Consider the following 25,969-nt stretch of genomic DNA (forward strand, 5'->3'; position numbering starts at 1 on the left):
TGGAAGGGAAGGGGCCACAAACCCATACTGAACGGTTGAGTTAAGACCATGCAATTTCCCGAGTCCTGGCTACGTGCCTTCTGCAATCCGCCCTTGTCCAGTCAGGCGCTGGCGGACACCCTGACCATGGCGGGTCTGGAGGTTGAAGAACTGGAGCCTGCGGCGCCTCCGTTTACCGGTGTGGTCGTCGGTCAGATTCTCAAGGCTGAGCAACACCCCGACGCTGACCGCTTGCGTGTTTGCGCAGTGGATGTTGGTGCGGCAGAACCACTGAGCATCGTCTGCGGTGCGCCCAATGCTCGAGTGGGCATCAAGGTTCCCTGCGCGACGGTCGGCGCGCAATTGCCGCCAGGGGAGGACGGCAAGCCTTTCAAGATCAAGAAGGGCAAGCTTCGTGGCGTTGAGAGCTTCGGCATGCTTTGCTCGGCCCGAGAACTGGGTATTTCGCAGGATGCTGATGGCCTGCTGGAACTGGCTGACGATGCCGTACCTGGCAAGGATATCCGTGAACAGCTCAATCTGGACGACATGTTGTTCACGCTCAAGCTCACGCCGAACCTGGCGCATTGCCTGAGTGTTTACGGCGTGGCCCGCGAGCTTTCTGCCCTGACCGGTGCGCCGCTTCAGGACCCGTCCTTCCCGGCAGTGGCTGCAAGCATCGGCGATACGCTGGCGGTGGACGTTCAGGATGCCGATTTGTGTGGCCGCTTCTCTGGCCGCGTGGTCAAGGGTGTGAACACCCAGGTCAGGACGCCAGCCTGGATGGTGGATCGACTGGCTCGTTGCGGCCAGCGCAGCGTGTCGCCGCTGGTGGACATTTCCAATTATGTGATGTTCGAGTTCGGTCGCCCCTCGCATATTTTCGATCTGGACAAGATTCACGGTGGTCTGCAGGTTCGGTGGGGCAAGAAGGGTGAACAGCTCAAGCTCCTCAATGGCAACACCATCGAAGTGGATGAGCAGGTTGGCGTGATTGCTGACGATCGCGAAGTCGAATCGCTGGCTGGCATCATGGGGGGCGATGCCACAGCCGTTTCTGACGACACAAAGAACATCTATATCGAAGCAGCATTCTGGTGGCCAAAGGCCGTGGCAGGCCGCTCGCGCCGTTTCAACTTCTCTACCGATGCCGGTCATCGCTTCGAACGTGGCGTCGATCCGGCGCAGACGGTCGAACACATTGAGCGCATTACCCAGTTGGTGCTGGACGTCTGCGGCGGCCAGGCCGGGCCGATTGTCGATCAGACGACCGAGTTGCCAAAGGCCAAGCCTGTCAGTCTCCGGGTCGCGCGAGCCTGCAAAGTGCTGGGCATGCCGCTCACACAGGATCAATGCCTCAAGGCGCTTCAAGGGCTCGGTCTGGATGCGACGGCCGAGGGGCAGGGGGCGTCTGCTTCCGTGACGGTTGTTCCACCATCTTTCCGCTTCGACCTTGAAATCGAAGAAGACCTGATCGAGGAGGTGGCACGTGTGGTGGGTTACGACAACCTGCCGGCCACACCGCCACAGGCGCCCGTGACGGCAAAGGTCCGCAAGGAGGCGCGCCGGGGGCCTTATGCATTGCGCCGGGAGCTGGCGCATCTGGGCTACCAGGAAACCATCAACTTCAGCTTTGTCGAAGAGAAGTGGGAGCGGGATCTCGCCGGTAACGCTGATCCGGTCCGGCTGCTCAACCCGATCGCGAGCCAGATGAGCGTGATGCGCTCTTCACTTCTTGGCAGCCTGGTCGCAGCATTGAAGTACAACCTCGACCGCAAGGCGTCGCGCGTTCGTGTCTTTGAGTTGGGCCGGGTTTTTCGCAAGGACTCATCGGTCCAGGAATCGGACACTACAGTGGCGGGTTTCGATCAGCCCACGCGCGTTGCCGCACTTGCCTATGGCGCCAACGATGAGCTTCAGTGGGGCACGGCTGACCGCAAAGTCGACTTCTTTGACGTCAAAGGCGATGTCGAGGCCTTGCTCAGTCCGCGCAGGCCAGAATTCAAAGTTGGCGAGCACCCGGCCATGCATCCTGGACGATGTGCCGAAGTCTGGCTGGGGGACCGTTGCATTGGTCACGTTGGCGAGCTCCATCCCAAATGGCGCCAAGAGTATGATCTGCCCTTGGCACCCGTCATGTTCGAGCTCGACCAGGAGGTCTTGCTCGATCGCGAAGTGCCCACGTTTGAGCGTGTGAGTCGCTACCAGCCGGTGGAACGCGACCTGGCCATTGTGGTCACAGAAAGCGTGACACATGCTCAGGTCATGGAAGCAGTCAAAGCCGGTGGCGGACAGTGGTTGCGCCACGCAGTGCTGTTTGATGTCTACCGACCCAAAGCTGCTGGCGGTGGCCTGGCTGAGGACGAAAAGAGTCTGGCGGTGCGCTTGGTGCTCAACCGTGACGATGCGACGCTCACCGAAGAGGAGATCGACGCAACGGTCAAGAAGGTACTGTCGTCGCTTGGCGATTGTGTGGGTGCACGTTTGAGGGCCTGAGTGTCAGCTTGCGCCGAAAGCAAGTTGTGCAACTGGTAGGAGGATGCAAGAGATGGAATTGGCAGTCGAGAGTCTGGAAACCCCGGCGCTTACCAAAGCGCAACTGGCCGAAATGCTGTTTGAGCAGATTGGTTTGAACAAGCGCGAGTCCAAGGACATGATCGATGCGTTCTTCGACCTCATCACCGACAGTCTGGTGGACGGACAGGATGTGAAGATTTCCGGTTTTGGCAATTTTCAGATCCGGACCAAGGCGGCCAGACCAGGTCGTAACCCGCGCACCGGTGAACCGGTCAATATCGCCGCACGTCGTGTGGTGACGTTTCACGCGAGCCCCAAACTCAAAGAGCAGGTTCAGGCCGCTGTCATCGGCGGCGGGGCCTGACACTGCCGCCGGTTGCCCGCGGGAGGCGGGCCTGGGGCGTATCAGCCATTTGTGACTTGTGGTCAGACCATGAAGGCGGCTCGTCCTGGCTTCTGCATGGGTGGGGCTTTGAGTCGCGCTGTTTGCAACAAAAAGTAGAGGAAATCAGTCCGGGGGGGTGGTATTCGCCTGAACTTGGAGTAAATTCATCGGTTCAGGCTCTACTGCCTTGATTTCTATGGAAAAAGCGCTCCCACCTATTCCGGCCAAACGATATTTCACCATTGGTGAGGTAGGGGAGCTCTGTGGCGTCAAGCCTCACGTGCTGCGGTACTGGGAGCAGGAGTTCACTCAGCTGCGCCCCATGAAGCGGCGCGGAAACCGCCGCTACTACCAGCATCATGAGGTGTTGATGATCCGGCGTATCAGGGAGCTCCTGTATGAGCAGGGCTTCACGATCAGCGGTGCGAGGAACAAGCTCCAGGAAATTGCGCAAGCCGAAAAGGAAAAGGAAAAGGACAAAACCAACGGAGAGGACGATGCGTTCGACATCAGTACCTTGCCCGCAGGTGAGGTGGAGGTGATCGAACTGAACGCGGATGGTGCTTCGACTCAGGCGAATCCTCCGAGCGGCTCGCAGGCCTCCGAGGCAGCACTCGGTTCAGTGTCCCTGGTGCACCTTAGGCGCGAACTGAGCGAAATTCGTGCGTTGTTGATGGCTGGGCAATCAGACCATCCGACACGTTGAGCAGTCGGTAAATTTGTTGGTCACGCCATCATCGAGATGAAGTTTTCGCGCTATAATGTGAGGCTTGTCGGCGCGTAGCGCAGCCTGGTAGCGCACTTGCATGGGGTGCAAGGGGTCGCGAGTTCGAATCCCGCCGCGCCGACCATTGATACGAAAAAGCCCGAAGCTTGTCTGCTTCGGGCTTTTTTCATTTCAGGCGTTCAGCCTGATGGCGATGGCGATGGCGATGTGGTTCTGCGGTGGACAATGTCAAACACATGCACGCCAAACTGCCCCTTGGCGCGGTCGTCGAAATAGTGTTCCAGCGTGTGCCTGACCGTATGGAAGGCGATCTCATCCCAGGGGATTTCGTGCTGCTGGAACAGGCGGGCCTCAATGGTCTCGGGGCCAGGTGCAAGGCTCGTGTCTCGCATCCTGGCGCGGAAATACATGTGAACCTGACCGATGTCGGGCACGCTCATGAGGGTGATCAGATCGCCAAGCTCGATGTTGGCGCCGGCTTCCTCGCGGGTTTCGCGCATGGCGCCTTCCTCTGTTGACTCGCCCAGTTCCATGAAGCCTGCGGGCAGCGTCCATTTGCCCCAGCGTGGCTCAATGTTGCGCCTGCACAGCAGGACGAACTCTCCCGAATCGCCCCAGACGGGAACAGTGCCGACGACATTGAGCGGGTTCTGGTAGTGGATCGTCTCGCATTCGACGCAGATGGCACGCTCTCTTTCATCGCCGTCTGGAGGGTGACGATACTCCACTGCGGAGCCGCAACTGCGGCAGAACTTGATGGGCGCATGTGACATGAAGGAGAGTTTACGGGATGGCCCATGAAAAAGGGGCCTCAAGGGCCCCTCGATCCATCGCCTTCGGTGTTTCGAATGGCGTCACTTCTTGCCGTACTTGGCAATCAGGTCTTTGGCCGTCTTGAGCAGCTCTTCGCCCTTGAAACCTCGACGATCCATGTCCTTGACCCATTCGACCTCGACCAGGCGCGCCTTGCGGCGGAACTCCTGAGCGTCTGAGGCGGGGATGGTGTAGATGTTGTTTCCGCGCTTGACGGCGGCTTCCCGGCCGGGGGTATCCCCGCCTTGCTGCACCTGACCCAGCCAGGCAGAGGTCTCCATTCCGCTGTTCTTGTCGATGATGGCCTTGAGGTCGGCGGGCATGGAATCGTACTTGGCCTGGTTCATGGCCATGATGAAAGTCGTGGTGTAGAGGGCGCCACCTGCAGGATCGAATTCGCTGTGGTTGGGGGCGAGCTCATGGACCTTGACGGCAGGCACCACTTCCCAGGGGATGACACACCCGTCGATGACGCCCTTGGACAGGGCATCGGGGATCTGCGGCAGTGGCATGCCTACCGGCGCAGCGCCCAGGTAGCCGAGCATCTTGGTGACCTGCCGGGTGGGGCCGCGCAGTTTCATGCCCTTGAGATCATCTGCCGTTTTGATGATTTTGCTGCGCGTGTGGAACATGCCGGGTCCGTGCACTTGCAGGGCGAGCGGCTTGACGCCACGGAACTCGTCGGCCGCCATGGTCTGGGTGTACTCCCAGAAGGCACGCGACGTGGCCTCGGCATTGTTCATGATGAAAGGCAGCTCGAACACTTCGATTCGCGGGAACCGCCCTGCGGTGAGGCCTGGCAAGGTCCAAATGATGTCGGCGACGCCATCCTTGGCCTGGTCGAAAAGCTGAACGGGTGAGCCCCCGAGCTGCATGGCAGGGTAGGGCTCGAACTTGATACGCCCTTCGGACTCCTTGGTCACCTTCTCCATCCAGGCCTGGTGCATGTTCTTCCAGACGTTGGACTGGGGAGACATGAAGGTGTGGAACTTGAGTGTGACCGTCTGCTGGGCAAAGCCCACCAGGGCCGGTGCGCCAAAGGCGACTGCTGCGCCCGACTGCAGCAGGGTGCGTCTCTGAATCATTGCTTCTAACTCCTTTGTATTTCCTTGATCGGCCCGTGAGACTACGTTTGCCAGATGTTCAACCGTAACGCTTGAACGCAGGCACGTCCTCCGGTATTACCCTCGAGCCCTGTATTGTGTGGCATTTGCGCTATGAAAGCTGAAGGTGCTGGAGCTGGCCGGACAGGTGTATCGTCAGGGGATGGAGAACACAGAAATCGTCACCGGCTGTGGATCAGCTGCGCAGGAAGGAGCATCTCTTTCGCTCAAGCGCGTGGCCATCGATACCTACCGCGAAAACGTCGCCTACCTGCACAGGGATTGTGCGGTGTACAGGGCTGAGGGTTTCCAGGCCTTGTCAAAAGTGGAGGTGCGTGCCAACGGCAAACGGATTCTGGCGACCCTGAATGTGGTGGATGACACTTCCATCGTCGGGTGCCATGAGTTGGGGGTATCCGAAGATGCTTTCGAACAGCTCGAAGTGCCCAATGGACATCAGGCCTTCATTGCACAGGCCGAGCCGGCAGAGTCCATTCCCGCATTGTTTCGCAAGATCAATGGCGAGCGGCTGGGGCGGGATGATTTCGGCGCCATCGTCCGCGACATTGCGCAGCATCGCTACTCCAAGATCGAGCTGACGGCTTTTGTGGTGGCCTGCAACCGGTCCGAGCTGGACAGGGAGGAGGTGTACTTCCTCACCGATGCCATGGTGGAGAGTGGGCGTCGCCTTGATTGGCACGAATCGCTGGTCGTGGACAAGCACTGCATTGGCGGTATTCCCGGCAACCGCACGTCCATGCTCGTTGTGCCGATTGTCTCTGCGTATGGACTGGTTTTCCCCAAAACCTCATCGCGCGCCATCACTTCGCCCGCGGGCACGGCTGACACGATGGAGGTGCTCAGCCGGGTGGAGCTGCCGTTCGAAGAACTCACCCGCATCGTTCAACAGCATCGCGGCTGTCTGGCCTGGGGCGGCACAGCCGACCTTTCTCCTGCAGATGACGTCCTCATCTCGGTCGAGCGGCCTCTGTCCATTGATTCGCCCGGGCAGATGATTGCTTCCATTCTGTCCAAGAAGATCGCCGCTGGCGCTACCCATCTGGTGCTGGACATTCCGATTGGCCCGAGCGCCAAGGTGCGATCGATGCCAGAAGCTCAGCGGCTCAGGCGTCTGTTCGAGTACGTGGCAGACCGCATGCAGCTGTCCCTTGATGTCGTGATCACTGATGGTCGCCAGCCGGTGGGGCGGGGCGTTGGGCCTGTCCTCGAGGCGCGCGATGTGATGCAGGTGCTCGAGTGTGATCCCGATGCACCCAACGATCTGCGCCAGAAGTCGTTGAGACTGGCTGGCCGTCTGATCGAGTGCAGCCCTGATGTGCGTGGGGGTGACGGTTTTGCCATTGCCAGAGACATCCTGGACTCCGGCCGGGCCCTCGCTCAGATGCAGGCCATCGTCAAGGCACAAGGCGCTCAGGGTTTTGACTGGAAGCACCCGTCGCTGGGCAGGCTGACCTTGGAGGTCAAGGCTGTCTCGGATGGCGTGGTGACGAGAATCGACAACCTGCAGATGGCGCGTATCGCAAGGCTGGCAGGAGCGCCCAAGGTCAGGGAGGCGGGGGTCGACATCTTCCGGAAACTGGGCGATCCGGTGCAAGTGGGCGATGTGCTCTACCGCATTTACGCCAGCTACCCGTCAGATCTGGCGTTTGCCTCGCAAGCCAGTGAAGCAGACAGTGGATTCAGCATCGGAGTAGAGGGAGACGTACCCAAAGTGTTCGTGGAGTTTTGATGACTGAGAAAGTATTAGTCCTCTCCGATGAGGGGGCACAGGCGAGCGCGTCGCATTGCGCAGGGCTCAACGGCTGGGCGTTCGGCCGCATGGCTGTGCACAGATTCCCTGATGGCGAAGTGAAAGTGCGCCTGCCACCAAACCTTCCCGAGCATGTGGTGATCTGGCAGTCGTTGAACCAACCCAACGACAAGCTGGTCACGCTCATGCTCGCGGCCCGGACTGCGCGGCAGCTGGGCGCCAGGGAGTTGACGCTGGTGGCTCCGTACATGGCCTATATGCGGCAGGACATGGCGTTTGAGCCAGGGGAAGCTGTCAGTCAGAGGATCGTGGGGGATTGGTTGGCCAGCCTGTTCGATCGCGTCGTGACCATCGACCCGCATTTGCATCGTGTGCACGACTTGCAGGAGGCCATTCCTGTGGCCAAGGCCATTGCGCTGAGCGGAGCACCTTTGCTGGCCGGGCACATTGCTTCGCGTCTGGAAGACCCGGTGATCGTCGGCCCGGACGAAGAGTCGGCGCAATGGGTGGCTCAGGCGGCGCAATCACGTGCCTGGGCCTCGTGGGTTTGCACGAAAGTGCGCCGTGGCGACCGGGACGTGACCATCGATTTGCCCGCAGGCATTGCGGTGGCAGGTCGGGATGTGGTGCTGATGGACGACGTGGCCAGTTCCGGGCGTACGCTGGTGGTGGCTGCTTCATTGCTGCTAGCAGCTGGCGCCCGCCAGGTGGATGTTGCAGTCACGCATGCCTTGTTTGCGGGCAATGCTCTGGAGCTGTTGAAGCAGGCTGGCGTGGCCAATGTGTGGAGCACGGATGCCGTACCGCATGCGACGAATGTTGTTTCCGTCGCATCCATGGTCGCCGAATCACTGCGGTGATCCTGGTCGGGCGACGGGCTGCGTTGCGTTTGCTTGCAGTGCGCTTAAGGTGGACGTAATGTTTGGCGCCGAGACTGCCAGTTGACGGTGACAGGTCGCATTGCGTTGGGCAATGCGCACGTTGCCGTGAAGACAACCCACGCAAGGAACGCAAAGGAGAAGCCATGAATGTATCCGTCCGAACCCACTCGAAAAGCCATCGCCTGGCCCGGCTGGCTGCAGCGGTCTCACTGGTGCTGGGCATGGCAGCATGTGGTGGCTCAGGCTCGGATGAAGCGTCCATTGACGCGGACCCGAAGGATGGCGACCTGACCGGGCTGGTGACTTCCTATACCGACGCTACCCATTTCAGTGTGGAAGGGGTTCCGGTGGATGCCACGGGGGCAGCTGCGATCCCTGCCAACCTGGCGCAAGGCAGCTATGTCGAGGTGGAGGGAGCATTTGTAGACGGCACACTGGTGGCGGACTCGGTCAAGTACGACGATGACCATTGCGACGATGACGATCGAGATGATGATTGCAGCGGACACGTTGAGGACGATGAGCTGGAAGACGAGTCCGATGACGATCATGATGACGACCATGACAGCGATGACGACGACGATGACGATCACGACAGTGACGACGACGATGACAAGGAAGACGACGACTGATCGTCTCCGGGGCAAAGGCGCCGGCGGCGCCATGGGCAAAGCATGAAGGGCTCCGGGAGGAGCCCTTCTCGCGTTATGCTTGCGCGCATGAAGCTCTACAACTATTTCCGCTCATCAGCCTCTTTCCGCGTTCGCATTGCGCTCAATCTCAAAGGCCTGGACTACGAGTACGTCTCCGTGCACCTGGCCAAGGGCGAGCACAAGGACAGCGCGTTTCGGGATATCGCCGTTGAAGGCATGGTGCCGCTGCTCGAGATGCCGGACGGCACGCGCTTGTCCCAGTCCATGTCCATCATGGAGTACCTGGACGAGACCTGCCCGGGAGGCGCCCGACTGGTGCCGGCTGAAGCGCTGGACAGAGCGAGAGTCAGGGCACTGTCGCAAGTGGTGGCCTGTGAGATCCATCCGCTCAACAATCTGCGTGTCCTCCAGTACCTCAAGCGTGAGCTGAAAGTGCCGGATGAGCAGCGAGACACCTGGTACCGTCACTGGGTACGCGAGGGGCTGGAAGCGTTTGAGCGGCAATTGGCGGCGGGGCCCAGGTCGACCTATTGCTTTGGCGAGTCACCCACCATGGCAGACTGTTGCCTGGTGCCGCAGATCTTCAATGCCCGCCGGTTCGAAACGCCCCTCGACGGCTTGCCTCTGACCATGGCTGCCTTCGATGCCTGCATGTCACTGGAAGCCTTTCAGAAGGCACAACCTTCAGCTTGCCCTGACGCGGCGGAATAAGCCGCTGAGCCCGGTGAGTCAGGATTGGATCGTCCCTCAGTGGCCAGCGCCGGACGGCGTCGGCGCCTTGTTCACGACCCGGGCCGGGGGCATTTCCAGCGCTCCCTATGACACCCTGAACCTGGGGGGTCATGTGGGGGACGATGCGGCAGCAGTTCAGCACAACCGCCAAATCCTCACAGCCCGCATCCCCGCCCGGCCAGTGTTTCTGCGCCAGGTGCATGGGCTTCGTGTGAGCCGGCTGAACAAGAGTAGCGAAGACGGCCAGGAGGCGGATGCCTGTTTCAGCACAGAAATGGGGATGGCGTGCACCATCATGGTCGCCGACTGTCTGCCCGTGCTGTTCAGCGACCGCCAGGGGCGTGTGGTCGGTGCGGCGCATGCGGGCTGGCGCGGGCTGGCAGGGAACGAGGGCGTAGGCATTCTGGAGACCTGTGTCTCGGCCATGAAAGAAACCATGGGTCAGGCATCGGACGATCAAGGTCAGGGCCTTGCGTCAGGTGACTTGCTGGCATGGTTGGGGCCTTGCATTGGACCAGGTGAGTTCGAAGTGGGCGATGACGTCCGGCTGGCGATGATGGAAGCGCACCCGGCGCATGTAGATGCCTTCAAGCCCTTGCCCAGAGGGGGAAAGTGGCTATGCGATCTGCAGCAGATCGCGCGCTGGCGACTGGCCGAGATGGGTGTGACATCGGTCTCTGGCAATGATGGCAGCGATGCCTGGTGCACCGTGCGGCAGTCAGCGCGGTTCTTTTCCCACCGGCGGGACGCTGTCCGCCTCGGCAGCAGTGGGCGGATGGCTGCCTGTGTCTGGCTGGCCTGAACCTTGCTCATTCTGGGTCGCGGCACGTTCCGCGGCTTCCTTGTCGCGCAGGGTCTTGCGCCGGACCGGTGTGCGCAGCAGATAGAGCAGGATCGATATCGGCAGCAGGCCGTAGAGGACAAAGGTCATGATGGCGCCAATGACGGTGCCATTGCTGTTGGTGGCTTCAGCGACGGCCATCATGAGCACGACATAAAGCCATGCGATAACGATCAAATGCATGCGGGACGAAGGCTTCGTTTGATAAACGTCAGGTTTCTGGAAGGCATCAAGCCGACACTGAACGGAAAAGCGTTATCGTAGACAGTAGACTGGTTTCAACGCGATGATACGTCGCACGTGGAAGGACGGAGACAGACATGGACAATGCGTCAAACGCATCCGAGGCATGGCTCAACGCCACGCAGGCTTTTCAGCAGCAATGGATGCAGCAGTGGGGTCAGATGGCCCAGCAATGGGCGCCAACAGGACAGTGGGCTCCGCCGGGAATGGGGGGCAGTGCGGTTTCGCAGCTTGAGGACTGGTTTTCCAAGGCGTCGGGCGGATCCGTTCAGTTGGACCCGGCCAAGGCCATTGAGATCCAGAAAACCTATCTGAGCGAACTCGCCTCGATCTGGAACCAGGGCATCGATGTCAAGCCCCCGAAAGACCGGCGTTTCTCTGCTGACGCGTGGGCCAGCAATCCGGTGTCTGCATTTGCGGCCGCTCTGTACCTGCTCAATGCGCGCACCTTGATGTCCCTGGCCGAAGCGGTGGAAGGGGACGAGAAGACGCGCGCCCGTGTCCGCTTCGCAGTCCAGCAATGGGTGGACGCCAGCGCGCCGAGCAACTTTCTGGCGTTCAATGCGGAAGCGCAGCGCAAGGCACTGGAAACCAAGGGCGAGAGCATTGCCCAAGGGGTACAGAACCTGCTGCATGACATTCGCCAGGGCCACGTGTCCATGACCGATGAAAGCGTGTTCGAGGTGGGCAAGAACGTGGCCACCACCGAAGGCGCCGTGGTCTATGAAAACGAACTGTTTCAGCTGATCGAATACAAGCCGCTGACGGCCAAGGTTTACGAGCGCCCGTTCCTGATGGTGCCTCCGTGCATCAACAAGTTCTACATTCTGGATCTTCAGCCCGAGAATTCACTCATCCGCTATGCAGTGGAGCAGGGGCACCGCACCTTCGTGGTCAGCTGGCGCAATCCCGACGAATCGCTTGGCGACAAGACATGGGACGACTACATCGAAGGCGCTGTGATCGAGGCCATCAATGTGGTGCAGGACATCACCCGTGCGAAGGACATCAATGCGCTGGGCTTCTGTGTGGGCGGCACGATGCTGGGCACCGCACTGGCTGTACTGGCAGCACGAGGCGAGCATCCCGTGCACTGCGCAACGTTCCTCACCACGTTGCTGGACTTCACCGACACCGGCATTCTGGACGTGTTCATTGACGAGAACTTCGTGAAGTTCAGGGAGATGCAGTTTGCCGAGGGCGGCATCATGCCCGGCCGGGATCTGGCCACCACGTTCAGCTTTTTGCGCCCCAATGATCTGGTCTGGAACTATGTGGTGGGCAACTACCTCAAGGGTGAGACACCGCCACCGTTTGACTTGCTCTACTGGAACTCGGACAGCACCAACCTGCCTGGACCTTATTACGCCTGGTACCTGCGCAACACGTACCTGGAAAACAACCTCATCCAGCCAGGCAAAGCGGTCGTGTGTGGCGAGAAGGTGGATTTCACCAAGGTGAAGCTGCCGGTCTACATCTACGGGTCGCGCGAGGACCATATCGTGCCAATCGCCGCCGCTTACGCCAGCACCCATGTGCTGCCGGGCAAGAAGCGGTTTGTCATGGGCGCATCTGGCCACATTGCGGGCGTGATCAATCCGCCGGCCAAGGGCAAGCGCAGTCACTGGACGGGGCCCGCCAACAAGTTCCCGGAGACGGTGGACGAGTGGGTGGATGGTGCCAAGGAGCACCCGGGCAGCTGGTGGGACGATTGGGCCGCTTGGCTCAAGCCGCAAGCCGGAAAACAGATAGCCGCACCCAAGACGTATGGCCGCGCGAAAGCCTATGCGGCAATCGAGCCAGCCCCTGGCAGCTACGTCAAAGTCAAAGCCTGATTTTCATATCGAATTTTTCATAGGAGACCTGTAATGGAAGACATCGTGATCGTTTCGGCGGTTCGCACCGCGATTGGCAAGTTCGGCGGCAGCCTGGCCAAGGTGTCTGCGCCCGAACTGGGCAGCGTGGTGATCAAAGAGTTGCTGGAGCGCACAGGCGTCGCGCCAGATGCCGTGGGCGAAGTCATCATGGGTCAGGTGCTGGCAGCAGGTGTCGGCCAGAACCCGGCTCGCCAGGCCATGATGAAAGCGGGCATCGCCAAGGAAACGCCTGCGCTGACCATCAACGCTGTTTGCGGGTCCGGCCTCAAGGCTGTGATGCTGGCGGCTCAGGCGGTGGCCTGGGGTGATAGCGACATCGTGATCGCAGGCGGCCAGGAGAACATGAGTGCCAGCCCGCACGTGGTGCCCAATAGTCGCAACGGCCAGCGAATGGGTGACTGGAAGATGGTCGACACCATGATCGTCGATGGTCTCTGGGACGTCTACAACCAGTACCACATGGGCATCACTGCCGAGAACGTCGCCAAGGAGCATGAGATCACCCGTGGCATGCAGGACGAGCTGGCGCTCAAGAGCCAGCAAAAAGCCGGGGCTGCGCAAGAGGCTGGCAAATTCAAGGAGGAGATCGTTCCTGTCAATATCCCGCAGCGCAAGGGCGATCCGGTGGTGTTCAAGGACGATGAATTCATCAACAAGAAGACCAGCTCCGAGGCGCTTGGTGGCCTCAAACCAGCGTTCGCCAAAGACGGCACGGTGACGGCGGGCAATGCGTCTGGCATCAACGATGGTGCGGCGGCCGTGATGGTCATGAGCGCGAAGAAAGCGGCGGAACTGGGCCTCAAGCCCATGGCGCGCATTGTCTCCTTCGGCACCAGTGGCCTGGATCCGGCCACCATGGGTATGGGCCCGGTGCCGGCGACTCAAAAGGCGCTGGCACGTGCTGGCTGGACGGCTGAAGACGTGGACCTGTTTGAGCTCAATGAAGCGTTTGCAGCGCAGGCCTGTGCTGTGAACAAAGTGCTGGGCGTCGACGCATCCAAGGTCAACGTCAACGGTGGCGCCATTGCCATCGGTCACCCGATCGGTGCATCTGGTTGCCGCATTCTCGTCACCCTCTTGCACGAGATGGCGCGCCGCGACGCCAAGAAGGGCGTTGCAGCCCTCTGCATTGGCGGTGGCATGGGGGTTTCCCTCGCTATCGAGCGCTGATTGCGCATTACATTGGTCAGCAGTGCGGCGTGCAATGGCGTGCCGTGTGCTGGACCGCAGACCTGACAGTTTTTTGTTTATCCAAGGGTAAGAGGAGAGAAAATCATGACTCAACGCATCGCATATGTCACCGGTGGCATGGGTGGCATCGGTACTGCCATTTGCCAGCGCCTGCACAAAGAGGGCTTCAAGGTCATCGCTGGTTGCGGACCAACCCGCGACTTCCAGAAGTGGCTTGACGAGCAGAAGGCTCAGGGCTTTACTTTTTATGCTTCTGTCGGCAACGTGGCCGAGTGGGAGTCCACCGTGGATGCATTTGCGAAAGCCAAGGCAGAGCATGGCCCGATCGACGTTCTGGTCAACAACGCCGGTATCACCAAGGACCGGATGTTCCTGAAAATGACCAAGGAAGACTGGGATGCCGTGATGAGCACCAACCTGGACTCCATGTTCAACGTGACCAAGCAGGTTGTGCCTGACATGGTGGAAAGAGGCTGGGGCCGCATCATCAACATTTCTTCGGTCAACGGCGAAAAGGGCCAGGCTGGCCAGACCAACTATTCGGCTGCCAAGGCAGGCATGCACGGCTTTACCATGGCACTGGCGCAGGAGCTGGCCACCAAGGGAGTGACGGTCAACACCGTGAGCCCTGGCTATATTGGCACCGACATGGTTCGTGCCATTCGCCCTGACGTGCTGGAGAAAATCGTGGCCACCGTACCCGTCAAGCGACTGGGCGAACCGAGCGAAATCGCGTCCATCATTGCCTGGCTGGCCAGTGAAGAAGGCGGCTACTCCACTGGTGCCGATTTCTCGGTCAACGGTGGATTGCACATGGGCTGAAGCGGCTTTTGCCCTGCCATCCGGCACTCGGCACATACAAGGAGAACCCCGCTTTGGCGGGGTTTTTTCGTGGCGCTGGGATAATCGGGGAATGTCGACCTGTGCTGCCTCCTCTACTGCTTCCTCCGCTTTGCTGCCTGTGACCGCCACGGGGCACAGCCTGTGGCGTCTGTCCGTTGCGCCCATGATGGGCTGGACCGACAGGCACTGCCGGTTTTTTCATCGGCTGCTGACGCGCCATACCTTGCTCTATACGGAGATGGTGACCAGCAGTGCGCTCATCCATGGCGACACGGACCAGCTGTTGGCCTATAACGATGAAGAACATCCCGTGGCGTTGCAACTGGGGGGGAGCGAACCTGCTGATCTGGCCAGAGCGGCCAGGATGGGGCAGGAGCGCGGCTATGACGAGATCAACCTCAACTGCGGTTGCCCCAGTGAGCGCGTGCTCAAGGGGGCTTTTGGCGCTTGCCTGATGGGTGAAGCCGAGCTGGTGCGAGATTGCGTCAAGGCCATGGCCGACGTTGTGGATGTGCCGGTCACAGTCAAGCATCGGATCGGCATTGACAAGATCGAAAGTTATGACTTTGTGAGGGACTTCATCGGGACCGTGGCCGAGGGCGGCTGCCAGGTCTTCATCGTGCATGCACGCAACGCTTGGCTCAAGGGTTTGTCTCCCAAGGAAAACCGCGAGATTCCGCCGCTGAGGTATGAGCTGGTGCATCGCCTCAAACAGGAGTTTCCACACCTGACCATTGCCATCAATGGTGGCTTCAAGACCAACGACGACATCGCCCCTCAGCTGGAGCAGGTGGACGGCGTCATGGTGGGGCGCGAGGCTTACCACAACCCCTGGCTCATGGTGGACTGGGATCGTCGTTTCTATGGAGACACCGCCTCGCTGGTGCCGGACCGCGAAGCGATTGAGCTGGCCATGGTGGACTACATGGAGCGCGCTGCCGCCGAAGATGGGGTCAACTGGTATTCCATCGCCAGCCACATGCTGGGTCTGCGTCACGGTCTTCGTGGCGCGCGCAAGTGGCGGCAAGTGTGGAGTGACCACCGGCTCAAGCCTCTGCCGGCGCGCGAAGTCTGGGCGATGGCTCAGGCACATGTGAGCCGGAGTGCCAGTGATGGCGGCATGCATGCCGGCGCAAAAGAACAGGTTTCCGTTTCTCACAATTGATGGCCGCTGGCATGGCCTTTGGCGCGTATGCTCGTGGCCTCAACATTTGAATCCACTTTGACCTACACAATGACTTTCCCGAACACCTTTCTTCTTCGCTCTTTCGTGCTGGCATGCGGTCTCGCATCAGGCGTCAATGCCATGGCCCAGAACGCCACCTTGGATGCTGCGGCTGCCGAGCAGGGCGCCGTGGTCACGGCAAGTGGACTTGTCTACCTGCCAATGAAAGAGGGCACCGGCGCCAGCCCGGCTGCGAGTGACAAGGTTCGAGTGCACTACAAAGGCACTTTCCCGGACGGCAAGGAGTTCGACAGTTCGTACTCCCGTGGCACGCCCATCGACTTCCCGCTCAATCGCGTCATCCCTTGCTGGACAGAAGGCGTGCAGCTGATGAAGGTGGGGGGCAAGGCCAAGCTGACCTGCCCGAGTCAACTGGCCTATGGCTCTCGGGGAGCCGGCGGCGTGATCCCGCCCAATGCAACCCTGGTGTTTGAGGTTGAACTGCTGGGCGTGGCTGGCAAGTAATCGCAAGTCACGTATCGGCACTGGCAGTCGCGCCCGATCGAGGAAGCTGCCAACAGAAAAAAAGAAAGAAGAACAAGAGAAAAAGCCCTCCCTGATCAAGGTCAGCAGAGGGTTTTTCTGTTCCGGAGCCGTCGGGCTGCGGGTACTTCACTTGCCAGTGATTTTTCCCTTGAGTTTGGTGATGCCGATGAAGTCCATGACGATCTTCTCGTAGATCGGCTCAGAGGTTCCCTTGCGCATTTTTCGCATGAAGTACTTCTCGAAGGCCACTTTGGCCAGGTGTACCCATTTGCCTTCGCTGAACCAGCTCACATTGCGCGGGGGAATCTGCGGCAGGGCCACGAAGGCAGCACCGGTGTCGCCGAAATCGGCCAGGCAGACGGTGTTCCAGGTGGCATGGTGTGTGGGCTCCTTTCCATCCATGAGTTCCCGGATGTTGTGGGCGGTGGCCGTGACCATGGATTCGATCATGTAGCCGGTCTTCGGCGTCCCGCAGGGAATAGGGGTGGCTTCCACGGGCGGAATCGCCACACACACACCTACGCTGAAGATATTGCGGTACTTGGGGTTTCGCTGGTGTTCGTCAATGGTGATGAAGCCACGTGGATTGGTCAGCCCTTCGATACCAAAAACAGCATCCACACCCTTGAAGGCGGGCAACATCATCGAGTGCTTGAATGGAAGCTCGTGGTCTTGCACAGGTTTGCCGCGCTCGTCGTGCTCGGTGATGAACATCTTGCCCGCTTCGATCTTGTTGACCTTGGCGTTGCAGATCCATTTGATGTGGCGCTGTCGCATGGCCGATTCCAGCATGCCCTTGGAGTCGCCCACGCCGCCCAGGCCCAGGTGCCCGATATAGGGCTCGGAGGTGACGAAGGTCATGGGCACCTTGTCCCGGATCTTGCGCTTGCGCAGATCCGTGTCCATGATCATGGCGAACTCATAGGCGGGGCCAAAACAGGATGCACCTTGCACGGCACCGACCACGATGGGGCCTGGCTCCCGCACGAATTTGTCCCAGGCGCTCTTGGCCCCCTCGGCATGGTTCACATGGCAAATCGATTCAGTATGGCCGCCGTGCGGGCCAAGGCCTTCGATCTCATCAAACGCCAGCTTGGGGCCCGTGGCGATGACCAGGTAGTCGTAGTCCACCCGCGTGCCGTCCATGAGCTCAACCTGATTTTCTTCCGGGTGAACGCGCTTGGCCGCCTGGATGAAGGTCTCAATCCTCTTCTTGCCCAGCGCCTCGGCAATATCGACCTCAATGTCGCCACGGGTTCGCCAGTCCACGGCAACCCAGGGATTGGAAGGGACAAAGTGAAACTTGGGGCTTTCGCTGATGACAGTGACCGTATCGGACGGACCGACCAGATCTTTCATCTCATAAGCCATGGGCATGCCGCCGATGCCGGCGCCCAGAATGACGATACGGGCCATGGGGTTGAACTCCTCAGGTGTGATACGTGACGAGTTCATAATACTCCCAGGGGTTTATGGGAGCATGACAAATATCAAATTTTCACATGGGGAAAACCCGTGACTCGATCATTCCCGTCAGTGAAAAGACCACAACTCAGATGCCAAGAGCCGAAAAGTCCATCCAGCCTTCCTTGACCGGCGGGCACCATAGGTAGGCCGTGGTACGTGGCTCGGAGAAGCTGAACAGCGCGTCCACAATGCCGTCTTCCGCACCGGTCATGCGGGTGAGCAGGCGTTCAAATGGATCGAATGAAGGGGCGAAGCAGGCAAAGGCAAAGCCGCCCTCATTGCCATCGACGTATGGCATCGAACGTCGCAGCAACACGGCTGGCGGGCTGAAACTCCGGTGATTCACCCGGTTCGCGTGAGCAGAGGGCGGCGCATCAGGGATCGCTTCACCGGTATCCCGCTCCCGTCCGAACGTATGGTCCTGCTGCGATCGGGACATGGCCTCAAAACGGCTGAGCCGATGGTGCCATCGCATGGCTGTGGCAAAGCAGCTGCCGGCCAGGACACCAGCTGTCGATGGCAGCATGGCCGCTTCGGCAGCCGATTCGCCCACGAGCCGCTCGGCCTGGTTTTTGTAACCCGTCAGATCACGTCCGTCGCCGTGACGGATGGCGTCTGTGATGTACACCACTTCAAACGAAGGGGCCAGCAGCGTTTCGAGATGACGGCTTCTCAGCAAAAGCTCGCCGCGCTCGCTGCCACGCAGCCACAGCAACAGGTCGACAGGTGTTGAAGGCAGTTTGACCCGTGCGCCGTCAATGCCCCTGAACTCGCGCAAGCCTGGAATCTCCTTGCCCAGGACGCGTACCAGTGATGGCCCGATGGCCACAACCGTCTCATCCCCATCGGCTTGCGTTGCCAGGCGGCGCAGCGCCGTGGTCGGATCAGCGCCGACACGCAACTGAAGGCTCAGATAGCGTGCGTGCGAGGGAATCGGGGCGAGTATGCCGGGTTGGGCGAGGTGGGCAACGGTCATGCGCGGGCACTCCGGGGAATGGGCAACGGGCCGGACCCGGGTCAATCCGGGCCACGACTGGCTCTGCGCCATCATGCCCCGTCTGATGACGCGTGTGCGACAGTCAGTATGCTGGCTCGGTGCTTTTTCACGGAAAGCGCCCGATTCAAAGCTCGCGAACCCAGGGATGAGTGGACAAAAGCAACAGCACCAGCAGCAGAAGGGTCAGCGAGATGCCCTTCCAGAGCAGAACAGGATGCCGCTCTGCCAAAGGTGGCCGACGTGCGTGAAGCAGGCCTTCGGGCGGGTGCCGCAGCTCATGGGTGAACTCGCTGATCTCCTGGTGGCGCCGGAATGGGTCGATGTGCAGTGCTTTTCGAAAGACGCCATCGAGCCACAACGGGATGGGGCGGTTGTCGTCCACGACGCTGCGATAAGTCAGCTTGCGTTGCTCTCCACGGGTTCTGGTTTTGGCCAGGTCGAGCCCATAGGGCAGGCGGCCACTGAGCATCTCATAGCTCATGACGGCCAGGGAGAAGAGGTCTGAGGCGGCTGATCCACCGTCTCCGGTGAAGTACTCTGGCGCCGCATACTGGACGAACCCGGGGACGGGAGCGTGCTCTGGGGCAACCTGTCCCAGCCCGGCGACCCTGACAGTGCCGTAGTCGATGATCTTGACGGTACCGCTTTGATCAATCATGACATTGGCCGGGCGTATGTCCTGGTGGATCATTTCCATGCGGTGCAACGCCTGCAATCCCTTGCCGGTCTGCTCGATGATGCTTCGGACCTCTTCGAGCGACGGTGCCGGGTGGTCAGTCATCCACTGCTCAAGCGTCTGGCCTTCGATGTATTCCATGGCCACAAACAGGTGCTTGCGCTCACGGCCGCTGGTGTGAGGTTTGAGCAGGTGCAGGTTGTCCACCCTGCGGGCGATCCATTCCTCCATTTGCAGGTGCTCGAGCTCTGCCGCCTTGTCTTTCATTTCGGTTGAGGGCACCTTGATGACCACTTTCACACCAGTCTCGTCATCGGTGGCGAGAAACAGCTGACTGCGGTGCGTCTGGTGAAGTTGCCGAACAATGGTGTAGCCCTCGAAGCGCATGCGCGGCTGCAGGGTGGGAGGCATCGCCAGCATGGCCTCGGGCGGGCGTGAGCCGAGATCGCCGGCACCGGGGGCGGCCTCTACCGCGACGATCTGGATGGTCAGGTTGTCCTCGCTGCCCTGCGCATACGCCTGCTCGACCACGTGCTTTGCTGCGGCATCCAGATCCTCCGGGTGCGAGGCAATGGCCTCATGGATGAGCTTGGCGTCGACATGTTCGTAGACACCATCAGTGGCCAGGACAAAGACATCGCCCGTGGCCATGTCGACCTGGCGATGGTCGATTTCGAGTTGTGAATGGGCCCCCATGGCGCGCGCCAGATAGCTTTGGTCTCCACCAAGCCAGACGCGGTGGTCGTCGGTCAGCTGTTCCAGGCTGCGCTCGTGCAGCTTGTAAATGCGTGAGTCGCCCACATGGAACAGGTGTGCTGTGTTCTGGCGCAGCACCATCACGCTGAGAGTGCAAACATAGCCACGGTCCTTGTCGAAGCGGTACTGACTTTGCTGTGTCTGCGAGTGCAGCCAGGAGTTGGCAGCAGAGATGACCCTTTCGGCCGAGCGCTTGACACTCCAGGCTTCGGATGTGCAGTAGTAGTCGGCCAGAAAGCTGGCAACGGCAGATTCGGCGGCGACGTGACTGACTTTGCTTGAGCTGATGCCATCGGCGATGGCGATGGCGATCCCTTTGGATGTCAGCTGTGGGTCATCGGGCACACACAGACCGTGGAAATCCTGGTTCTGGAGCTTGCGTCCCTTGTCTGAATACTGGCCAACCCTGACCCTCAGTTTGTGCTGGTTGTTCATGGGTAATCACGCGAACCAATTGGGCGGAAATAGAACAGGGGTCGTGACCGGGGTGACCCTTTCACGACCCCTGGTGGGGCATGCGCCCGGCTTCGAGGCCAGGCAGATGCTCAGACCGAATCAGGCGACGGCGCGCTTGGGTGCGGTTTTGTAATGGGTGGAGTACAGGGTGGCCCCGACGAAGGTCAGTCCACCAACCAGGTTGCCCAGCACCGTCGGGATTTCGTTCCAGAAGAGATAGTCCATCACGGTGAAATGGCCGCCAAGCATCAGGCCGGACGGGAACAGGAACATGTTCACGATGGAATGTTCGAAGCCAAGGTAGAAGAACACCAGAATCGGCATCCACATGGCGATCACCTTACCCGAGACGGAAGTGGACATCATGGCTGCCACCACACCGGTGGACACCATCCAGTTGCACATCACAGCCCGGACAAACAGGGTCAGCATGCCGGCAAATCCGTGTTCGGCGTAGCCAACCGTTCGTGATTCACCGATGGTGCCGATCTTCATGCCGACCGCATTGGGGGCCTCGCTGAAGCCGTTGGTGAAAATGATCGCCATGAAGACGGCCGTGGTCATGGCGCCGGCAAAGTTGCCGATGAAGACCAGCGACCAGTTGCGCATGACGCTGCTCCAGGTGGCGCCCGGGCGTTTGTCCAACACAGCGAGCGGTGCCAGCGTGAACACACCGGTCAGCAGGTCAAATCCGAGCAGGTACAGCATGCAGAAGCCGACCGGGAACAGAAGGGCGCCGATCAGGAAGTTGCCGGTGTTGACGGCAATGGTGACGGCAAAAGCGGCGGCGAGGGCGAGAATCGCGCCTGCCATGTAGGCACGGATGAGTGTGTCGCGCGTCGACATCATGAGCTTGGACTCGCCTGCGTCGACCATTTTGGTCACGAATTCCGCTGGTGCTAGGTATGCCATGGTGCGTTTCCTTCATTGCTGGGTTGATAGCCGGTCCGTTGGTTGCGGTCCGCTTTTGGCGGAGCACATCACAGCGTTCCCTCGGTTCAAACAAAAAAGAAACGGCGGCCCCATCTCTTGAGTGGGCTCGAAGGCCATCGAAGAGCAGGGACGCCGTTGTCCTTAAATGCAGCGGTGAATGCGGGACTGCTGCATCAGCACCTGTCCGCCATTGGACCGTTGCTGACAATCAGTTCCAAGCAGATCGCGTGCCAGGCGAAAAGTCGGCTGCCGCTTGAAGGAAATGCACCGAATTGGTACCTGAGGAGATGAGCCAAAAGGCGCGCAGTGCCTTTTTGGTGCGGCGCAATATCGAAGGGGCCGGAGCATGCCCGGCAAGTGGGCTCAGGCTGCGGCTTCCAGGCCGTTGGTGAAGTGCTCACGCATGCGTTGCGCAGCCAGTGTGCTGTCGCGCCCCGCAATGGCTGCCATGATGGCCGCGTGCTCTTTCAGGGAGTCGTGCAGGCGGCCTGTCTTGAAGAGGGAGTGGTGACGGTTGAGCTTCATCACCTTTCGCAGGTCCGCCACCATTTGCTGGCGCCAGCGGTTGTCCGCCATTTCCAGCAGTCTGAGGTGAAACTGCTCGTTGATGGCAAAGAAGCGCTCTCGGTCGTCTACCGCAGCGGCCAGATCCTCGTGCATGTCCTGCAGCTCCTTGAGCTGAGCGTCGTCCGCCCGGGAGGCCACCACGCCCGCCGCATCAGACTCCAGCAGGCTGAGGAGGTGATAGACGTCGGCCAGGTCCTTCTCCGAGACTTCTGTGACATAGGCGCCGCGGCGGACCTTCATGGTGACAAGCCCCTCGGCGGCCAGGACCTTCAGGGCTTCCCTCAGCGGCGTGCGGCTGATACCGTATTCCTCGGCGATCTTGAGCTCGTCAATCCAGCTCCCTGGCTGAAGCTCGCGCTTGAAGATGCGCTGCCGGAGCAGCTCAGCAACTTCCTGATAAAGGGCGCGGGGGGCAAGGGACACAGCGGACATGCAGACGGGGTAGGGATCGGGAGAGTGGAGTCTGATTGTAAGCGACCCTGAATATTTTGCATCAATAATTATGAATGACGTAAAATGAACAGTCCTTATTTGTTGCACTTGCACACCTATTCGCCATGAGCCAAAAGCCCACCGAATTCAATCCGCCATCCATGGAAGCCTGGACCAAGCTGGCCCAGAAGTCTGCACCGGGTGGAGACGTTGACGCCCTGAACTGGCAAACCCCTGAAGGCATCACCGTCAAGCCTCTGTACACCGCGGATGATCTCAGCGGCCTGCCTTATGCCAATACATTGCCGGGCATGGAGCCGTTTGTCCGTGGCCCACAGGCCACCATGTACTCGGTTCGGCCCTGGACGATTCGCCAATACGCCGGTTTTTCCACTGCCGAAGAGTCCAACGCCTTTTATCGCAAAGCGCTGGCAGCGGGCGGGCAGGGCGTGTCGGTGGCATTCGATCTGGCCACCCACCGTGGTTACGACAGTGACCACCCGCGTGTCACGGGCGACGTGGGCAAGGCAGGCGTGGCCATCGACAGTGTCGAGGACATGAAAGTCCTGTTCGATGGCATCCCGCTCGACAAGATTTCGGTCTCCATGACCATGAACGGTGCCGTGCTGCCGGTGCTGGCTGGCTACGTGATTGCTGCTGAAGAGCAGGGCGTGACGCAGGACAAGCTCTCGGGGACCATCCAGAACGACATCCTCAAGGAGTTCATGGTCCGCAACACCTATATCTACCCGCCGGAGCCGTCGATGAAGATCATCGGCGACATCATCGAGTACACGGCGCAGAACATGCCCAAGTTCAACTCGATCTCCATCTCGGGCTATCACATGCAGGAAGCCGGCGCCAATCAGGCGCTGGAGCTGGCTTTCACCCTGGCTGACGGCAAGGAGTATGTGAAGACTGCCATGGCCAAGGGGCTGGACGTGGACGCCTTTGCGCCGCGGCTTTCCTTCTTCTGGGCGGTGGGCATGAACTTCTATCTGGAGATCGCCAAGATGCGCGCCGGCCGTCTGCTGTGGGCACGCATCATGAAGGGCTTTGACGCAAAGAACCCCAAGAGCATGATGCTTCGCACGCACAGCCAGACCTCAGGCTGGTCACTCACCGAGCAAGACCCATACAACAATGTGGTGCGCACCACCATCGAGGCCATGGCTGCCGTGTTCGGTGGCACCCAGTCGCTGCACACCAACTCGTTTGACGAAGCCATTGCGTTGCCCACCGAGTTCTCGGCCCGCATTGCCCGCAACACGCAGCTCATCATTCAGGAAGAGACCCACATCACCAATGTGGTGGACCCCTGGGCTGGCTCCTACATGATGGAGAAGCTGACCCAGGACATGGCCGACAAGGCGTGGGCCATCATTGAAGAGGTCGAGTCCATGGGCGGCATGACCAAGGCCGTGGACAGCGGCTGGGCCAAGCTGAAGATCGAAGCCAGTGCCGCAGAGAAACAGGCACGGATCGACTCCGGCAAGGACGTCATTGTGGGCGTCAACAAATACAAGCTGGCCAAGGAAGACCCGGTCGAGATCCTGGAGGTCGACAACGTCAAGGTGCGCGATTCGCAGATCGCCCGGCTCCAGAAGCTGCGTGCCGATCGTGACGACGCGGCAGTCGCGGCGGCGCTGGAAGCGCTGACCGCAGCAGCAGAATCAGGCGAGGGCAACTTGCTTGACCTCTCCATCAAAGCCACGCGCCTGCGCGCGACTGTGGGCGAAATCTCCGACGCGCTGGAAAAGGTCTTCGGGCGCCACCGCGCCGATACGCAAAAGGTGACTGGTGTGTACGCTGCCGCTTACGACTCCGCCGAAGGCTGGGAACAACTCAAGAAGGAAATCGCCGATTTCGCTGACGCCCAGGGCCGTCGCCCGCGCGTGATGATCGCCAAGCTCGGCCAGGATGGTCACGACCGAGGTGCCAAAGTGGTGGCCACGGCCTACGCAGACCTCGGTTTCGACGTCGACATGGGCCCTCTGTTCCAGACGCCCGAAGAATGCGCGCGGCAGGCCATCGAGAACGATGTGCATGCAGTCGGCGTGTCCACGCTGGCGGCAGGCCACAAGACACTGGTGCCGGCCATCATCGCCGAGCTCAAGAAGCAAGGTGCTGACGACATCATCGTGTTTGTCGGCGGAGTGGTGCCGCGTCAGGACTACGACTTTCTGTACGAAGCAGGGGTCAAAGGCGTCTACGGTCCGGGTACACCGATTCCGGCGAGTGCCAAGGACGTGCTCGAGCAGATCAAAAAGGCCATCTCTTGATTCACCCCCGCGGCGCGGCGCGCCACCCCCTCAAGGGGGCGGCACCAGCGGCCTGGCAGAGCCAGTTCCGCGGTGTCCTGGGTTGTTGACATGCTGGGTATGACCACATCAAGCACTTATCTGGACGGGATTCTTCATGGCAACGCAGCCGTGCAGCGCCGTGCCATGGCCAAGGCCATCACGCTGCTGGAATCCACCCGTGCTGACCACCGGGCCCAGGGCGACGAGTTGCTCACGGCATTGCTGCCACACACGGGCAACAGTCTGCGCCTGGGGATCAGCGGTGTACCAGGCGTGGGCAAGAGCACCTTCATCGAAGCGCTTGGCCTGCACCTGATCGGGCAAGGGCATCGCGTGGCAGTGCTTGCCGTCGACCCGACCTCGTCGGTCTCGGGCGGCTCCATTCTGGGTGACAAGACCCGCATGGAGCAGCTCTCCGTCAAGGCCGAGGCCTATATACGCCCCAGCCCCAGCAGCGGCACGCTCGGTGGCGTGGCCGAGAAAACGCGCGAAGCCATGCTGGTGTGCGAGGCGGCAGGCTATGACGTCGTCATCGTCGAGACCGTGGGTGTGGGCCAGAGCGAGACGGCCGTGCATGGCATGACCGACATGTTCTGCCTGCTGCAACTGCCCAATGCCGGCGACGACCTGCAGGCGATCAAAAAAGGCGTAATGGAACTGGCCGACCTGGTCGTCATCAACAAGGCCGATATCGACCCGGATGCCGCGACGCGTGCGCGTGCGCAGATCACTTCGTCGGTGCGGCTCCTTGGATTGCACGGCAACCCTGACCACATTCATCACGACGAGAAGATCTGGCACCCGCAAGTCATCCAGATCAGCGCACTGCGCGGTGACGGTGTGGGCAGCTTCTGGGACGCTGTTTCCAACTTCAAACAACTGCAAACCGCCAACGGCCGAGTGGCCAGCCGGCGACAACAACAAGCCAAAGCCTGGATGTGGGAACGCATCGAGGCGGGCCTCAAGGCACGCTTTCGAGAGCACCCGCAAGTGCGCTCCCAGCTGGCCAACGTTTCACAGGCCGTCATTGACGGCCACATGCCGGCGTCCACTGCGGCGCGGCAGCTGCTGGAGCTGTTTGACTGATCAGGGCATACCGCCCGGTCGCTCCACTC

At 60.4% G+C, this 25,969-nt stretch carries 23 protein-coding genes and 1 tRNA gene; 16 read left to right on the forward strand and 8 right to left on the reverse strand.

The annotated features are described in order from the left end of the window. Positions 1–48 precede the first annotated feature (48 nt). From pheT to ABWV89_RS03150, 4 genes are all read left to right on the forward strand, one after another. Complete coding sequence (gene pheT / locus ABWV89_RS03135) at positions 49–2,475, forward strand: phenylalanine--tRNA ligase subunit beta (protein WP_353394113.1); 2,427 nt, start codon at positions 49–51, stop codon at positions 2,473–2,475. Positions 2,476–2,527: 52 nt separating this feature from the next. After that, a complete protein-coding gene (locus tag ABWV89_RS03140; RefSeq protein WP_353394115.1) occupies positions 2,528–2,860 on the forward strand; it encodes an integration host factor subunit alpha in 333 nt (110 codons plus the stop codon). A gap of 217 nt (positions 2,861–3,077) precedes the next feature. Continuing rightward, positions 3,078–3,587, forward strand: coding sequence for a MerR family transcriptional regulator (locus tag ABWV89_RS03145; RefSeq protein ID WP_353394117.1), 510 nt, complete (start codon positions 3,078–3,080; stop codon positions 3,585–3,587). A gap of 68 nt (positions 3,588–3,655) precedes the next feature. Then, positions 3,656–3,732, forward strand: a tRNA-Pro gene (locus tag ABWV89_RS03150). A gap of 55 nt (positions 3,733–3,787) precedes the next feature. Here ABWV89_RS03150 and ABWV89_RS03155 read toward each other — a convergent pair. Next, a complete protein-coding gene (locus ABWV89_RS03155; protein WP_353394119.1) occupies positions 3,788–4,381 on the reverse strand; it encodes an NUDIX hydrolase in 594 nt (197 codons plus the stop codon). Between the two features lie 81 nt (positions 4,382–4,462). Continuing rightward, positions 4,463–5,506, reverse strand: a complete 1,044-nt coding sequence (locus tag ABWV89_RS03160; RefSeq protein WP_353394121.1) for a TRAP transporter substrate-binding protein — start codon at positions 5,504–5,506, stop codon at positions 4,463–4,465. Positions 5,507–5,687: 181 nt separating this feature from the next. On the opposite strand from ABWV89_RS03160, the gene ABWV89_RS03165 reads away from it, so the two are divergent. The 5 genes from ABWV89_RS03165 (at position 5,688) to pgeF (ending at position 10,363) form a co-directional block, all read left to right on the forward strand. Beyond that, complete coding sequence (locus ABWV89_RS03165) at positions 5,688–7,274, forward strand: thymidine phosphorylase family protein (protein ID WP_353394124.1); 1,587 nt, start codon at positions 5,688–5,690, stop codon at positions 7,272–7,274. Then, the gene (locus tag ABWV89_RS03170; RefSeq protein WP_353394126.1) at positions 7,274–8,155 is read left to right on the forward strand and encodes a ribose-phosphate diphosphokinase; all 882 of its coding nucleotides are present in this window, start codon (positions 7,274–7,276) and stop codon (positions 8,153–8,155) included. Before ABWV89_RS03165 ends, ABWV89_RS03170 begins: the two co-directional genes overlap by 1 nt. Positions 8,156–8,319: 164 nt before the next feature. Next, positions 8,320–8,808 carry a DUF5666 domain-containing protein gene (locus ABWV89_RS03175; RefSeq protein ID WP_353394128.1) on the forward strand — a complete coding sequence of 163 codons (489 nt, stop codon included), beginning with the start codon at positions 8,320–8,322 and terminating at the stop codon, positions 8,806–8,808. 87 nt (positions 8,809–8,895) lie between these two features. Beyond that, a complete protein-coding gene (maiA, locus tag ABWV89_RS03180; RefSeq protein WP_353395147.1) occupies positions 8,896–9,540 on the forward strand; it encodes a maleylacetoacetate isomerase in 645 nt (214 codons plus the stop codon). 13 nt (positions 9,541–9,553) lie between these two features. Continuing rightward, positions 9,554–10,363, forward strand: coding sequence for a peptidoglycan editing factor PgeF (gene pgeF / locus ABWV89_RS03185; RefSeq protein WP_353394130.1), 810 nt, complete (start codon positions 9,554–9,556; stop codon positions 10,361–10,363). Here the strand turns inward: pgeF and ABWV89_RS03190 are convergent. Then, complete coding sequence (locus tag ABWV89_RS03190; protein ID WP_353394132.1) at positions 10,280–10,585, reverse strand: hypothetical protein; 306 nt, start codon at positions 10,583–10,585, stop codon at positions 10,280–10,282. The two genes, pgeF and ABWV89_RS03190, sit on opposite strands and share 84 nt — an antisense overlap. A gap of 137 nt (positions 10,586–10,722) precedes the next feature. Here ABWV89_RS03190 and ABWV89_RS03195 point away from each other — a divergent pair, with 137 nt between their 5' ends. From ABWV89_RS03195 to ABWV89_RS03215, 5 genes are all read left to right on the forward strand, one after another. Then, positions 10,723–12,480 (forward strand): PHA/PHB synthase family protein, encoded by a 1,758-nt coding sequence (locus ABWV89_RS03195; RefSeq protein WP_353394134.1) that lies wholly within the window; start codon positions 10,723–10,725, stop codon positions 12,478–12,480. Between the two features lie 33 nt (positions 12,481–12,513). Then, positions 12,514–13,692: an acetyl-CoA C-acetyltransferase gene (locus tag ABWV89_RS03200; protein WP_353394136.1), complete on the forward strand. Its 1,179-nt coding sequence runs from the start codon at positions 12,514–12,516 to the stop codon at positions 13,690–13,692. A gap of 105 nt (positions 13,693–13,797) precedes the next feature. Beyond that, the gene (gene phbB, locus ABWV89_RS03205; protein WP_353394138.1) at positions 13,798–14,535 is read left to right on the forward strand and encodes an acetoacetyl-CoA reductase; all 738 of its coding nucleotides are present in this window, start codon (positions 13,798–13,800) and stop codon (positions 14,533–14,535) included. 160 nt (positions 14,536–14,695) lie between these two features. Next, positions 14,696–15,721 (forward strand): tRNA dihydrouridine(20/20a) synthase DusA, encoded by a 1,026-nt coding sequence (dusA, locus tag ABWV89_RS03210; RefSeq protein ID WP_353395149.1) that lies wholly within the window; start codon positions 14,696–14,698, stop codon positions 15,719–15,721. A 141-nt stretch (positions 15,722–15,862) separates the two neighbouring features. Then, positions 15,863–16,246, forward strand: coding sequence for an FKBP-type peptidyl-prolyl cis-trans isomerase (locus ABWV89_RS03215; protein ID WP_353395150.1), 384 nt, complete (start codon positions 15,863–15,865; stop codon positions 16,244–16,246). Between the two features lie 147 nt (positions 16,247–16,393). Here the strand turns inward: ABWV89_RS03215 and ABWV89_RS03220 are convergent, their stop codons facing one another. The 5 genes from ABWV89_RS03220 to ABWV89_RS03240 all read right to left on the reverse strand — a co-directional run bounded on the left by ABWV89_RS03220 (position 16,394) and on the right by ABWV89_RS03240 (position 22,551). Continuing rightward, complete coding sequence (locus ABWV89_RS03220) at positions 16,394–17,683, reverse strand: NAD(P)/FAD-dependent oxidoreductase (protein WP_353394140.1); 1,290 nt, start codon at positions 17,681–17,683, stop codon at positions 16,394–16,396. Between the two features lie 136 nt (positions 17,684–17,819). After that, positions 17,820–18,710 (reverse strand): Dyp-type peroxidase, encoded by an 891-nt coding sequence (locus ABWV89_RS03225; protein WP_353394142.1) that lies wholly within the window; start codon positions 18,708–18,710, stop codon positions 17,820–17,822. Positions 18,711–18,855: 145 nt separating this feature from the next. Beyond that, positions 18,856–20,598 carry a bifunctional protein-serine/threonine kinase/phosphatase gene (locus ABWV89_RS03230; protein ID WP_353394144.1) on the reverse strand — a complete coding sequence of 581 codons (1,743 nt, stop codon included), beginning with the start codon at positions 20,596–20,598 and terminating at the stop codon, positions 18,856–18,858. A 120-nt stretch (positions 20,599–20,718) separates the two neighbouring features. Further along, positions 20,719–21,531 carry a formate/nitrite transporter family protein gene (locus ABWV89_RS03235; RefSeq protein WP_353394146.1) on the reverse strand — a complete coding sequence of 271 codons (813 nt, stop codon included), beginning with the start codon at positions 21,529–21,531 and terminating at the stop codon, positions 20,719–20,721. Between the two features lie 384 nt (positions 21,532–21,915). Further along, complete coding sequence (locus ABWV89_RS03240) at positions 21,916–22,551, reverse strand: GntR family transcriptional regulator (protein ID WP_353394148.1); 636 nt, start codon at positions 22,549–22,551, stop codon at positions 21,916–21,918. A 125-nt stretch (positions 22,552–22,676) separates the two neighbouring features. Between ABWV89_RS03240 and scpA the strand changes: the two genes are divergently transcribed. Together scpA and meaB are read left to right on the forward strand one after the other, a co-directional pair. After that, a complete protein-coding gene (gene scpA, locus ABWV89_RS03245) occupies positions 22,677–24,833 on the forward strand; it encodes a methylmalonyl-CoA mutase (protein WP_353394150.1) in 2,157 nt (718 codons plus the stop codon). Positions 24,834–24,932: 99 nt separating this feature from the next. After that, positions 24,933–25,940 (forward strand): methylmalonyl Co-A mutase-associated GTPase MeaB, encoded by a 1,008-nt coding sequence (gene meaB, locus ABWV89_RS03250; protein ID WP_353394152.1) that lies wholly within the window; start codon positions 24,933–24,935, stop codon positions 25,938–25,940. Positions 25,941–25,969 lie beyond the last annotated feature (29 nt).

Source organism: Hydrogenophaga sp. 5NK40-0174, assembly GCF_040372165.1.
Lineage (GTDB): Bacteria > Pseudomonadota > Gammaproteobacteria > Burkholderiales > Burkholderiaceae_C > Hydrogenophaga.

Excerpts from the sequence above, each read along its gene's own strand:
- ABWV89_RS03145 (WP_353394117.1), top strand. The coding sequence starts at position 3,078 with ATGGAAAAAGCGCTCCCACCTATTCCGGCCAAACGATATTTCACCATT.
- maiA (WP_353395147.1), top strand. The coding sequence starts at position 8,896 with ATGAAGCTCTACAACTATTTCCGCTCATCAGCCTCTTTCCGCGTTCGC.
- ABWV89_RS03190 (WP_353394132.1), bottom strand. The coding sequence starts at position 10,585 with ATGCATTTGATCGTTATCGCATGGCTTTATGTCGTGCTCATGATGGCC.
- ABWV89_RS03140 (WP_353394115.1), top strand. The coding sequence starts at position 2,528 with ATGGAATTGGCAGTCGAGAGTCTGGAAACCCCGGCGCTTACCAAAGCG.
- ABWV89_RS03235 (WP_353394146.1), bottom strand. The coding sequence starts at position 21,531 with ATGGCATACCTAGCACCAGCGGAATTCGTGACCAAAATGGTCGACGCA.
- ABWV89_RS03240 (WP_353394148.1), bottom strand. The coding sequence starts at position 22,551 with ATGTCCGCTGTGTCCCTTGCCCCCCGCGCCCTTTATCAGGAAGTTGCT.
- scpA (WP_353394150.1), top strand. The coding sequence starts at position 22,677 with ATGAGCCAAAAGCCCACCGAATTCAATCCGCCATCCATGGAAGCCTGG.
- meaB (WP_353394152.1), top strand. The coding sequence starts at position 24,933 with ATGACCACATCAAGCACTTATCTGGACGGGATTCTTCATGGCAACGCA.
- phbB (WP_353394138.1), top strand. The coding sequence starts at position 13,798 with ATGACTCAACGCATCGCATATGTCACCGGTGGCATGGGTGGCATCGGT.
- ABWV89_RS03215 (WP_353395150.1), top strand. The coding sequence starts at position 15,863 with ATGGCCCAGAACGCCACCTTGGATGCTGCGGCTGCCGAGCAGGGCGCC.
- ABWV89_RS03200 (WP_353394136.1), top strand. The coding sequence starts at position 12,514 with ATGGAAGACATCGTGATCGTTTCGGCGGTTCGCACCGCGATTGGCAAG.
- ABWV89_RS03165 (WP_353394124.1), top strand. The coding sequence starts at position 5,688 with ATGGAGAACACAGAAATCGTCACCGGCTGTGGATCAGCTGCGCAGGAA.
- pheT (WP_353394113.1), top strand. The coding sequence starts at position 49 with ATGCAATTTCCCGAGTCCTGGCTACGTGCCTTCTGCAATCCGCCCTTG.
- ABWV89_RS03155 (WP_353394119.1), bottom strand. The coding sequence starts at position 4,381 with ATGTCACATGCGCCCATCAAGTTCTGCCGCAGTTGCGGCTCCGCAGTG.
- ABWV89_RS03195 (WP_353394134.1), top strand. The coding sequence starts at position 10,723 with ATGGACAATGCGTCAAACGCATCCGAGGCATGGCTCAACGCCACGCAG.
- ABWV89_RS03175 (WP_353394128.1), top strand. The coding sequence starts at position 8,320 with ATGAATGTATCCGTCCGAACCCACTCGAAAAGCCATCGCCTGGCCCGG.
- ABWV89_RS03160 (WP_353394121.1), bottom strand. The coding sequence starts at position 5,506 with ATGATTCAGAGACGCACCCTGCTGCAGTCGGGCGCAGCAGTCGCCTTT.
- ABWV89_RS03170 (WP_353394126.1), top strand. The coding sequence starts at position 7,274 with ATGACTGAGAAAGTATTAGTCCTCTCCGATGAGGGGGCACAGGCGAGC.
- ABWV89_RS03230 (WP_353394144.1), bottom strand. The coding sequence starts at position 20,598 with ATGAACAACCAGCACAAACTGAGGGTCAGGGTTGGCCAGTATTCAGAC.
- ABWV89_RS03220 (WP_353394140.1), bottom strand. The coding sequence starts at position 17,683 with ATGGCCCGTATCGTCATTCTGGGCGCCGGCATCGGCGGCATGCCCATG.
- ABWV89_RS03225 (WP_353394142.1), bottom strand. The coding sequence starts at position 18,710 with ATGACCGTTGCCCACCTCGCCCAACCCGGCATACTCGCCCCGATTCCC.